10 protein-coding genes are annotated in these 11,714 nt (G+C 55.1%); 9 read left to right on the forward strand and 1 reads right to left on the reverse strand.

The window, feature by feature from the left end; all coding sequences use genetic code 11:
* Positions 1 to 21: 21 nt before the first annotated feature.
* From IP581_RS10760 to IP581_RS10800, 9 genes are all read left to right on the forward strand, one after another.
* On the forward strand, positions 22 to 1,611 hold the full coding sequence (locus IP581_RS10760) for a methyl-accepting chemotaxis protein (protein ID WP_193822519.1): 1,590 nt from the start codon (positions 22 to 24) through the stop codon (positions 1,609 to 1,611).
* 62 nt (positions 1,612 to 1,673) lie between these two features.
* Positions 1,674 to 2,600 carry a glutaminase B gene (gene glsB / locus IP581_RS10765; protein ID WP_097400906.1) on the forward strand — a complete coding sequence of 309 codons (927 nt, stop codon included), beginning with the start codon at positions 1,674 to 1,676 and terminating at the stop codon, positions 2,598 to 2,600.
* Positions 2,600 to 2,962: a DUF4186 domain-containing protein gene (locus IP581_RS10770; protein ID WP_193822520.1), complete on the forward strand. Its 363-nt coding sequence runs from the start codon at positions 2,600 to 2,602 to the stop codon at positions 2,960 to 2,962. The genes glsB and IP581_RS10770 overlap by 1 nt, the downstream gene beginning before the upstream one ends.
* 72 nt (positions 2,963 to 3,034) lie before the next feature.
* Positions 3,035 to 4,477, forward strand: a complete 1,443-nt coding sequence (locus IP581_RS10775; RefSeq protein WP_193822521.1) for a GGDEF domain-containing protein — start codon at positions 3,035 to 3,037, stop codon at positions 4,475 to 4,477.
* Positions 4,478 to 4,667: 190 nt separating this feature from the next.
* Positions 4,668 to 5,660 (forward strand): sensor domain-containing diguanylate cyclase, encoded by a 993-nt coding sequence (locus tag IP581_RS10780; protein WP_097400909.1) that lies wholly within the window; start codon positions 4,668 to 4,670, stop codon positions 5,658 to 5,660.
* Positions 5,661 to 5,759: 99 nt separating this feature from the next.
* Positions 5,760 to 6,728: a sensor domain-containing diguanylate cyclase gene (locus tag IP581_RS10785; protein ID WP_097400910.1), complete on the forward strand. Its 969-nt coding sequence runs from the start codon at positions 5,760 to 5,762 to the stop codon at positions 6,726 to 6,728.
* A 79-nt stretch (positions 6,729 to 6,807) separates the two neighbouring features.
* Entirely contained in the window at positions 6,808 to 7,332 is a 525-nt protein-coding gene (locus IP581_RS10790; RefSeq protein WP_193822522.1) for a GNAT family N-acetyltransferase, read from the forward strand.
* Between the two features lie 116 nt (positions 7,333 to 7,448).
* Complete coding sequence (locus IP581_RS10795) at positions 7,449 to 8,900, forward strand: tagaturonate reductase (protein ID WP_193822523.1); 1,452 nt, start codon at positions 7,449 to 7,451, stop codon at positions 8,898 to 8,900.
* A gap of 300 nt (positions 8,901 to 9,200) precedes the next feature.
* Positions 9,201 to 10,115: a bestrophin family protein gene (locus tag IP581_RS10800; protein WP_097400912.1), complete on the forward strand. Its 915-nt coding sequence runs from the start codon at positions 9,201 to 9,203 to the stop codon at positions 10,113 to 10,115.
* A gap of 165 nt (positions 10,116 to 10,280) precedes the next feature.
* Here IP581_RS10800 and pdxR read toward each other — a convergent pair whose 3' ends face one another.
* Entirely contained in the window at positions 10,281 to 11,699 is a 1,419-nt protein-coding gene (gene pdxR, locus IP581_RS10805; protein ID WP_193822524.1) for a MocR-like pyridoxine biosynthesis transcription factor PdxR, read from the reverse strand.
* Between the last annotated feature and the right edge of the window lie 15 nt (positions 11,700 to 11,714).

Consider the following 11,714-nt stretch of genomic DNA (forward strand, 5'->3'; position numbering starts at 1 on the left):
TTGTGGTTATAGAAGAATATCATGAACTTAAAGCAAATTTTCCGCCGTATTTTGCGGCATGTTTCTCCACGACAGTTTGGTTTGCTCGCCGGGATTTTCTGTATTATTGGCTTGTTTTCGGCCCTGCAAATCGCCTCCTCGTTTCTCCTTTCCGCGTCGTTACGTAACGCCCAGCATAATGAACAACTCAACCAGCAAGCGCACCTGCAACAGGTAAAAGTCGATGAAGCGCGCATTGCGCTCCTGACGGCAAGCGATCTGCTCAACCGGGCGGGCGTCTACTTTATGCAGGATAAAGAGACCGGCTCGGAAGGGAGCTGGCACAGCCTGATGGATGAAACCCATAAAGCGCTGGAGACCTCGCAAAAAGCCTGGCGAGCGTGGCTGGCGCTCAACCCGCCTGAAGATGAGGCGCTGATCAATAGCTATCAACTCTTTTACGGTGCGCTAAAAGAGCAGGCCGACGGGCTGGTGAAAACCCAGTCGATTGACGCCTTCTTCGCCGTACCCGCGCAGGCATTCCAGGCGGATTTCAATGACAACTATGCCCGTTTCCAGCAGGCCAGCGAAGCGCGTGCCGAACTGGGGCGCCAGGCGTTGATGGCGAACCTTGCGCAATTGCAGCATGTGTTTGTGCTGGTGCCTGCGCTGCTGGTGGTGATTGCGGTGCTGGTCTGGTTTGCCATGTCGCGCTGGGTGATCACGCCGCTGCGCAGCTTGATAGCACACATCAATATTCTGGCGGCGGGGGATCTGGGTACGCCGCTTCCGCCGGTGAAACGCTTTAACCGTGAAGTTGACCAGCTCGGCCTGAGCATCGGCACCATGCAGCAGGGGTTGCAGCAACTAGTAATGCAAGTCAGCGACGCCACCTCGTCGATGGTCGATACCATTCGCCGCCTGGCTGAGGACAACCAGTCGCTGTATCAGCAGTCGGCGAAACAGGCGCAGGAGCTGACGGATGTGACCGAGCATATCGCCGCGCTGGAGTCCCATGTTGAAGGCAACACCGGTTTTGCCGAGCAGGCGCGCAAACAGGCCGATGAGGCGCGGGAAGTGGCCGCTGGTGGCGATCGAATGATGGATACGGTGAATCAATCGATGCGCGAGATCGTCGAGCGTTCGGCGGAGATGCGCAACATTGTGGCGATGATTGATGGCGTTGCTTTCCAGACCAATATTCTGGCGCTGAACGCGGCGATTGAAGCGGCGCATGCGGGCAATCATGGGCGCGGCTTCGCGGTGGTGGCGAAAGAAGTGGGGCTGCTGGCGCGCAAGAGCAGCCACTCCACGCAAACCATTCAGCAACTGATCAACCACTCCTTGCAGGGCATCAACGACGGCACCCAGGCGGTGAGCCGCCTTGAAGATAACCTGCAACAGGTGACCGGGCTGGTTGGCCATTTAAGTGGCGTACTGAGCGAAATTTCTGCCGCCACGCTTAGCCAGGGCGACAGCATTCACAAAATGACGCGCCGCCTGCACTCGCTTAACAACGTTGCCCGCCGCACGGGGGAGCTGGTTTCGACCGCAACCGAAGCATCGGAAAAATTGCACAACGATTCCCATCAGTTGATGCAAGCGGTTGCGCGTTTTCGACTTCCCGCCTGACGCAACGCATTCGCCTCTGTTATACTCGCAGGCCATTTTTGGCCTGTGGGTAAGGAGTCGGAGTGGCAACGGTGATGGATAACGGCGTACTGGAGGCGGTACTCGCGGAAGTTCGCCCGCTGTTGGGTCGCGGTAAGGTTGCGGATTATATTCCGGCGCTGGCGTCGGTGAGCGGCAACAAGTTGGGCATTGCTATCAGCACCGTGCAGGGTGAACACTTCCAGGCGGGTGATGCCGACGAGCGTTTCTCCATACAATCCATTTCGAAAGTGCTGAGTCTGGTGGTGGCGATGAACCACTACGCGGAAGAGGAGATCTGGCAGCGGGTGGGTAAAGATCCCTCCGGTCAGCCGTTTAACTCACTGTTACAGCTGGAAATCGAGCAGGGCAAACCGCGTAACCCCTTTATCAATGCCGGGGCGCTGGTGGTGTGCGATATGCTGCAAAGCCGCCTGAGCGCGCCGCGTCAGCGCATGCTGGAAATTGTGCGTAAACTCTGCGCCGCGCCGGATATCGCTTATGACAGCCTGGTTGCGCGTTCTGAATTCGAGCACTCCGCCCGCAATATGGCCATCGCCTGGCTGATGAAGTCCTTCGGTAATTTTCATAACGATGTCGCCACCGTATTACAGAACTACTTCCACTATTGCGCACTGAAAATGAGCTGTGCCGAATTGTCGCGCACGTTTTTATTCCTCGCCGATGGCGGACACAGCGTGCAGCAGGCGACGCCGGTGGTGACGCCGATGCAGGCGCGGCAGATTAACGCCCTGATGGCCACCAGTGGCATGTACCAGAACGCCGGAGAGTTTGCCTGGCGCGTCGGGTTACCGGCGAAATCCGGCGTCGGTGGGGGGATCGTCGCCATCGTGCCTCATGAGATGGCGATCGCGGTCTGGAGCCCGGAGCTGGATGAAGCGGGTAACTCACTGGCCGGTGTTGCGGTGCTGGAAGCGTTAACGCGCAAGTTGGGGAGATCGGTCTATTGATGAATGATTTCGCGCCGTTGTTTGCCCGGCTGGGACAGTCAACATTCCGTTCGCGTTTTCGCCTTGGGGTGAAAGAGCGCCAGTACTGTCTGGATAAAGGTGCGGAGGTGATAGCTTCCCATGCGGCGGATTTTGTCGCAAAACGCCTCGCGCCCGCGCAACCACAAAATGATGGCAAACAGACGCCGATGCGCGGCCACCCGGTGTTTATCGCTCAGCATGCGACGGCTACCTGCTGCCGTGGATGTCTGGAAAAGTGGCACCACATCCCGCATGGCCAGGCGCTAACCGAATCGCAACAACACTACATTGTTGAGGTGATTTACCAGTGGCTGGTCATACAGATGAATGCACCGCGCTGAAAAGCGCCGGGTAAGCCTGCGCCGCTGGTGCTGCGGGCCGATTGCAACGTTAGTGATATGGATTGAGAGTTGATGCCTGCATTTTTTTCATCCCCTTTCCGCCCTTTTCGGGAAGAGACGCCGTACACCAATGCGGTCATGGTGTTTGTCCTGACAACGCTGTTTTATTTGCTGGGTGCGATGATGCGCCTGGTGGAAGAGCTTTCCCTCTTCTGGCCGCTCAATGCGGTCATGGCCGGTGTTTTTGCACGTTATGCCTGGTTGCAGCGCTGGCATTACTACCTGATTAGCTATGTTGCCATGCTGGCGTATGACGCTATCACCACCTCCTGGGGTATGGCGTCGTTGATCATCAACTTCTCCAATATGGTGTTTATCGTCACCATGGCGCAGTTGATCGGGCTTGAACGTAACCAGATGACCAAAGCGCCGGAGCCGGTTAACGCCCTGAAACTCTTCGGCTACTGTCTGTTTGCCGCGCTGCTGTGCGCCTTTTTTGGCGCGCTTGGCTCGGTGGGCATTGACGATCAGGGTTTTGGCCTGTTGCTGGCAGACTGGTTTGGCGAGCAGTTCTCAACGGGGGTATTGATTTTGCCCTGTATGCTGACCATGAGCTGGCCGCGTAAACCGCTGAACGTTGAGATGCGCGATTTTATGCCGGTGCTCGCCGTCGGCGTATCGATTGTTGCTTCGGTCGCGATTGGCGGCGCAGGCAGCCTGGCGTTTCCGCTTCCGGCGCTGATCTGGTGTGCGGTGCGTTACTCACTGCCGCTGACATGCCTGGTGACGCTGCTGACCGGCGGGCTGGAGATAATCCTTGTCGCCAGCGGGCATATCAATATTTTCGTCAGTTCACCGCTGCAGATCCCACATATGTTCTCCGCGCGCCTGGGGATTGCCACCATGGCCATTTGCCCGGTCATTGTCTCGGTCAGCGTTGAGGCGATAAACCGCCTGATGCGCCAGGTTTCCCTGCGCGCCGATTTCGATTTCCTGACCCGCGTTTACTCGCGCTCGGGTTTGTACGAGGTGTTAAACCGCGACGCAAAACGCTTTGCCGACAAACACCTCACCGTGATGTTGCTGGATATTGATTACTTCAAAAGTGTCAATGACAACTACGGTCACGAATGTGGCGACCGGGTGCTGACCGCCTTTGCGCGAAAAGTGCAGCGGGCGCTGGATACGCGCGGTGTGCTCGCCCGCATGGGTGGGGAAGAGTTCGCTGTCGTGGCGATAACACAAGATGCCAGTGACGGTAAACACCTGGCGGAAACGCTGCGCGAAACAGTGGCGTTGTACCCGTTCAAATGGCAGCAGCAAACGCTGCATTTAACCGTCAGTATTGGTATCAGCCATGGTAAAGCCGATGCCGGGCAATTGACGGCAACCTTCAATACGCTGCTGGCTGTGGCGGATGAACATCTCTATCGCTCGAAAAAACGCGGGCGTAACTGCACGACGGACGCTGAACAAAACGCGCTGGAAACGGCAGGGAGTGCCCTCGGCGGGTAATTCCTCCCGCGTGTCGCACCTGGTGATGACGATAACGGCAATTAATATAGATAACTTATTAAATTGCTTGCTACTAATTTTTATCGTCAATACTATTATTGCGTATACGTAGCGGAATCATCGCGTTATGAGCGGATCAGATAATTTGAATAAACACGAGCGGATCCCTGGCAGACGCTTTGCCAGGCGCATGTATCTGATGCGTATCCTGGGAACGCTACTCTGCTTTTTCCCCATTCTTTCCGTCCTTCTTGAACTGCATCGCCCCTTGTGGTGCGTGGTGTTGCTGTGTGCCAATGCATTTTTATGGCCTACCGTGGCGTTTTTGCGTGCACGCAACGCGCAGATGCCGCTGCAAATTGAACATCAAAACCTGGTTTTTGACGCCGGTGCGGGCGGGTTTTGGATTGCGCTAATGGCGGTCAACCCGCTGCCTTCGGTGGTGATTGCCACCATTTTGCTCTCTGATCGCTTATCGGCGGGCGGGTTTGTGTTGATGCGTAAAGCGGCGCTGGCCCTGCTTGCGGCGTTCTTACTTACCTGGCTAACACTCGGTTTACCGCTGGAATGGCAGGTGACACAGCGAACGATGTTCGCCACGTTGCCGCTCATCGGTATCTATATCCTGGCGCTCAGCGCGCTCACCGACAGCATTGCCGTCAGGCTGCGGGTAAAAAGCCGTGAGCTTGAACGTATTGCGATGATGGATCCGTTGCTTGATATCGCCAATCGCCGCCTGCTGGAAAAACGTATTCAGTACGAGCTGGAAAAACTGCACGTGACACCGCGCCACTCCTCGTTGATGTTTATCGACATTGATAATTTTAAAGAGGTGAATGACCGTTTTGGTCATAAAATTGGCGATGCATTATTGGTCACCGTGTCGAAAATCTTGCATATTACCACCCGCGCTACGGACACACCCGCGCGCCTCGGTGGCGATGAATTTGTTATTTTACTGCCCGATACGCCAGCAGAAGAGGCGTATGCGGTGGCGACACGGATCATGGATGCGGCTGCGGTAATGACAGTGATGCAGGAGCATGCGTTCACATGTACGTTGAGCATCGGTATCGCCAGTGCGCTACCGGAAATGCACAGTGTTACCGACTGGTTAAAAGCCGCAGACGACGCGCTTTACCAGGCTAAACGGCTGGGAAAAAACCAGATCTACTCACACTGACAACCGTGTTGAATCAGCTACGCTTTATGCTGTATGCCGTGAAATTAACGACACTTTTTGTGTTGCGCATTAACAGCCTGAGAATGGAAACGGCCCCTTATGAAAATACCTGCTATTCCCGCAGATGAGGAACAACGACTGGCGTCGCTGCGCGACTCCGGGCTTCTGGAAACTGGCGTAACCGAGCGTCTTGACCGGCTTACCCGGTTGGCTAAGCGCATGTTCGATGTCCGCGCGGCGCTAATCACGCTGGTCGACGAAGAGATGCTTTTCTTTAAATCCACGTCGGGTACCGTGCGCGAACCGCTCCCGCGTAAGATCACCTTTTGTGGTCACACCATTTTGCATACCGAACCGTTGATTATTCCGGATACCCACGGGGATGATCGTTTTGCCGACAATCCGCTGGTGACCGGGGAGATGAATATCCGTTTCTATGCGGGGTATCCATTACGTTTGCCGGACGGCGCGGTGGTGGGCGCATTCTGCCTGGTGGATAGCAGCGCGCGGCAGTTCACGGACGCTGAGCAGGACTATCTGAAAGATTTCGCCATGATCGTTGAAGATGAGTTCGCGGTGATGAGCGCAGCCACCACGGACGAACTGACCGGTTTATTTAATCGCCGCGGGTTTGAAAGCCTGGCGAAGTTCGCTATTGTGGGCGCGCGTCGTCGCGCGGAACCGTTAACGCTGGCGTGGATCGATCTCGACAATTTCAAAGAGATCAACGACACCTGGGGACACGCTGAGGGTGATGAAGCGCTGAAAGCGATGGCCACGGTGATGACTGCCAGCCTGCGCGAAGCGGATCTGCGGGTGCGCTATGGCGGCGATGAATTCGCGATCCTCTTTTCCGATACCGATGAGCAGGGCGCATGGATTGCGATGCAGCATCTGGTCGAGCAGGTTGAAGCCTGGAATAAGGGTTCTGGTAAGCCGTGGAAGCTGGCGTTTTCCTGGGGGATCAGCGAGTTTGATCATGATGGTTGCGGTGAACTGAAGCCGTGGATGAAGGCGGCGGATCAACAGATGTATGCCATGAAAGAGCGCAATCATCGCGGCCGCTAAACCATCATAAAAACCTATGTTTGCCGGGCTTGTGTTAAAAAGTTGTAAGGCTGATAGTGGTTGTTTTTAAGGAACAAAAATGACCACTTATCATATCCATTCCCTTGCGGGCGACGCGCTCGCATCACATCTTCATTCCCTTTGTGACGTGCTGGAAAACTGCGTTTCCGGCGGCGCTTCCGTCAGTTTTATGCATCCGCTTTCTCGTGAGAAATCCCTGCAATTCTGGTCTGGTGTCGCCGCAAGTGCCGCGCGCGGGGAACGCATTGTGCTGGTAGTGCAAGATGAGGCTGGTGAGATTGTTGGCACGGTGCAGATGGTGCTGGAGCAACCTGAAAATCAGCCGCATCGTGCCGATGTGTCAAAGTTACTGGTGCATGAAAAAGCCCGCCGTCAGGGGCTGGCGCGCCGTCTGATGGATGCGCTGGAAAGTGAGGCGCTGGCGCACGGTAAAACCGTACTGGTACTGGATACCTCCACCGGCAGCGGAGCGGAACATTTTTATCTGCAATGCGGCTGGCAGCGGGTGGGTGAGATCCCGCGCTTTGCGCTGATGCCGGACGGAAATGTGACGGCGACGACAATTTTTTACAAGCTCTTATAATTCCCGCCAATAAGCGATCCCATTTTGATCAAAACAGGGTTTCATGGTCTAAAAGTCTGGTAAGTTATTACACCAATCTTCCCAGGTTGTATGACTAATCAAAAAAGGAACCCACTGTGAACACATTAAACCGTCGCAACTTTCCCGGCGCTGAATACCCTGAACGTATTATTCAGTTCGGCGAAGGGAATTTTTTGCGCGCTTTTGTCGACTGGCAAATCGATCTGCTGAATGAGCACACCGACCTGAACGCCGGTGTGGTCGTTGTTCGCCCGATTCAAAGTGATTTCCCGCCGTCCCTGAGCACTCAGGATGGCCTGTATACCACGATTATTCGCGGTCTGAACGAGCAGGGTGAAGCGGTGAGCGACGCGCGCTTGATCCGCTCGGTGAACCGTGAAATCAGCGTCTATTCCCAGTACGACGAGTTCCTGAAACTTGCTCATAATCCGGATATCCGCTTTGTTTTTTCAAACACCACTGAAGCGGGCATCAGTTACCATGCGGGCGATAAATTTGACGATGCTCCGGCCGTTAGCTACCCGGCAAAACTGACGCGTCTGCTGTTCGAACGTTTCACGCACTTCGCTGGCGCGGCGGATAAAGGCTGGGTGATTATTCCGTGTGAATTGATTGACTACAACGGCGACGCGCTGCGTGAGCTGGTGCTGCGTTATGCGCAGGAGTGGTCGCTGGGTGCCGGGTTTACCCAGTGGCTGGATAACGCCAACACCTTCTGTTCCACGCTGGTTGACCGGATCGTTACCGGTTACCCGCGTGATGAAGTGGCGAAACTGGAAGCGGAACTGGGCTACCAGGATTCGTTCCTTGATACCGCTGAGCATTTCTATCTGTTTGTCATTCAGGGGCCGAAATCGCTGGCGTCTGAGCTGCGTCTGGATAAATTCCCGCTTAACGTGCTGATTGTTGACGACATTAAACCGTACAAAGAGCGTAAAGTGGCGATCCTCAACGGTGCGCATACTGCGCTGGTGCCGGTGGCGTATCAGGCGGGCCTGGATACCGTGGGCGAGGCGATGAACGACAGTGAAATCTGCGCGTTTGTGGAAAAAGCGATTTACGAAGAGATTATTCCGGTGCTGGATCTGCCGCGCGATGAGCTGGAATCCTTCGCCAGTGCGGTGACCGGGCGTTTTCGTAACCCGTACATCAAGCACCAGTTGCTGTCGATTGCCCTGAACGGCATGACAAAATTCCGCACCCGTATTCTGCCGCAATTGCTGGCAGGGCAAAAAGCCCACGGCAAACTGCCTGCGCGCCTGACCTTCGCGCTGGCGGCATTGATTGCGTTTTATCGCGGTGAGCGTAACGGGCAGGCGTACCCGGTGCAGGATGACGCGCACTGGATCGAACGCTACCAGCAGCTGTGGAGCCAGCACGGCGATCGCCAGATCAGCACCAGCGAACTGGTAAAAGCGGTGCTCTCCGTAAGCGATCACTGGGAACAGGATCTGAGTAAAGTTGCGGGTCTGGTGGAGCAGGTTTCGCTGGATCTGGACGCTATTCTGCTGCGTGGCATGCGTGATGCGGTTAAACCGCTGTGCTAATCGCACAATATTAAGTGAATATCCAACCCGGCTCCGGCCGGGTTTTTCTTTTTTACCGAATTTACCGAATGGCTGGTGAGGAGCTCGTTGAGCGACAAGAAGAGTAACAATGCGGGAAAACGGTGCTTATCCTTCATTAGTTACAACATACTTTTAAATAGTTGTATAATAGGTTTCAGCAACTTCTGCGCCACCAGTCGTCGAACAGGGCGATTTTTCGTCACAATTTATTATCAAACTTGCAACTGTGATTGCGATCACGTTTAATAGTGCCGCTCTCCCTTAGGCACACAATTCAAGATGATCGTTCGACCTCAACAACACTGGCTTCCTCGTCTTTTCGTCTGGCACGGTTCCGTACTGCCAAAAATCACGTCGCGTTTGCTGATGAATTTCCTGCTCTCCATCGCTGTGATCGGCGTGCTCCCGTGGTACACCTCGCTCGGTATCAAGCTAACCGTCGCACCGTTCAGCATTCTCGGTGTCGCTATCGCTATCTTTTTAGGTTTTCGTAACAATGCCTGTTTTGCCCGCTACAGCGAAGCAAGGGTGTTGTGGGGACAGTTGATGATCGCCTCGCGCTCTCTGTTGCGTGAAGTGAAAACCACGCTGCCAGACGATGAGGGATTACGGCACTTTATCCAGTTGCAAATCGCCTTCGCGCACTCGTTGCGCATGACGTTGCGCCGCAAGCCGCAGGGGGAGGTGCTGGCGAAATACCTGGACCAAAACGCTCTGCATCACGTGTTGAATGCCCATTCTCCGGCCAACCGCATTTTGCTGTTAATGGGCGAATGGTTAGGTGAACGCCGGGCGAAGGGGGCGCTGTCGGATGTATTATTCAGCAGCATCAACCAGCGACTGCACGATATGTCCGCCGTGCTTTCTGGTTGTGAGCGCATTTTTACTACGCCGCTCCCGTTTGCCTATTCGCTGATCCTGCATCGCACCGTGTACCTGTTTTGCATCATGCTGCCGTTCGCGCTGGTGGTGGATTTGCACTTTATGACCCCGTTTATCTCGGTGCTGATTTCCTACACCTTTATCTCGCTGGATACGCTGGCCGAAGAGCTGGAAGACCCGTTTGGCGAAGAGGATAACGACCTGCCGCTGGACGCTATCAGCAACGCCATCGAGATTGATTTACTGCAAATGGTGGATGCCGATGAGCTTCCGCACAAAATGACACCAGGCAAAAATTATCAATTAACCTAAACTTTGCTCTGGAGAGTTATCAATCCTTACGATTTTTTCAGTCTGATAGCGAAACCCACAACAGAGAGGGACGTGCGATGGAAAAGTCCGACAGAACTATCTCATTAGCGTTGACCCTGCTGGTCAGCTTCTCGCTTATCGCCACGGCGTGGGATCTCTCCTTCGTCAGTAGCTTGCCATAACCTCTTTGGCCGCCAGCAGCGCCCGTGTTTCCTCAGCCGGGCGCTGCAATAGCGCCAGCGCTTCTTCCGCTGAGCGCACATTGGTATAACCGATAATCACGCCGTAGCGTTTGGCGGACGAGTTATACCAGCGCGAGAGCGGACTCACCTGCAACTGATGCTGCTGCCAGAGGTTCGCCAGCGCGATATCCTGCGTGCTGGTGCGTAAAAACGCCGTGATATGCATCCCGCCATCGCTCACTTCCACGGTAAACAGCCCAGGGTAAATATGCTCCAGCGCGTCCAGCACATATTTTCTGCGTTGCGAATAGAGCGTGCGCATCTTTTTTAAATGCTTATAGAAATGGCCTTCGCCAAGAAACGCGGCGAGGATTTTCTGCGTCAGCACCGGCTGGCCGCTTTCGGTAAGTTCCGCCGTTTCACGGAACGCGGCAAGCGTCGCGCGCGGCATCACAATGTAACTAATGCGCAGCGCAGGCATCACCGTCTTGCTGAAAGTGCCCATATAGATAACCCGATCATCACTATCAAGGCTTTTCAACGCCGGCAGCACTTTGCGGGTGTAGTGAAACTCACCGTCGTAATCATCTTCGATGATCCAGCTGTTATGCTGGCTGGCCCAGGCCAGTAGCTGTTGCTTGCGCGGCAGCGAAAGGGTCACCGCCAGCGGGCTATGATGTGACGGTGTCACAAAAACCAGTTGCGCATCACGGTGATATTGCTGCAGATAGTCGACATTTAGCCCCTGAGTGTCCACCGGTACAAAGTGCAGATTATTGGCAGCGCGTTTCAGCGCCTGGCTGCCAAAATAGTAACCGGGATCTTCAAACAGCACTTTATCGCGTGCGGTGGTAAGCGCATTGAGGATCAGCCGCAGGTTGTTGCTATACCCGCTGGTAATGAAAATCTGGTCCGCCGTGCAGGATAAGCCGCGCGACACATTCACATAATGGGCAATCGCTTCGCGCAGCGGCGTGTAACCCAGTAGCGGCGGGTTGGTCATTTCCATCGGTGACATCGAACGCACCGCTTTGCCGCACAACAGCAGCCACTTTTTGTAGGGGAAGGCATCCAGCGACGGAATGCCGGGGCGCAAAAAACCGGGGCGATCGCGCAGCACATCCGCAATGCCTGGTGGCGCGTCTGCTGCCTGCGGCGCAATGGGCGACGTGGGCGGTTCGCTCAGCACCAAATCCGGGTTGACCCGCGTACCGCGCGCGCCCTGGCTTACCAGGTAGCCTTCACCGATCAGAATCGCCCACGCCGTTTCCACGGTTTTGCGCGCGACACCCAATTCGCTGGCCAGTACGCGCACCGAAGGCACCTTATCACCCGGTTTCAGCAACCCGCTGGCAATGCTGCGTCGATACTGCTCGTAAATGGCTTTATAACCCGGCTTCATGTCCTACCTCTATTT

The sequence above is a fragment of the Kosakonia pseudosacchari genome (genome assembly GCF_015167415.1).
In the GTDB taxonomy this organism is placed as follows: domain Bacteria; phylum Pseudomonadota; class Gammaproteobacteria; order Enterobacterales; family Enterobacteriaceae; genus Kosakonia; species Kosakonia pseudosacchari.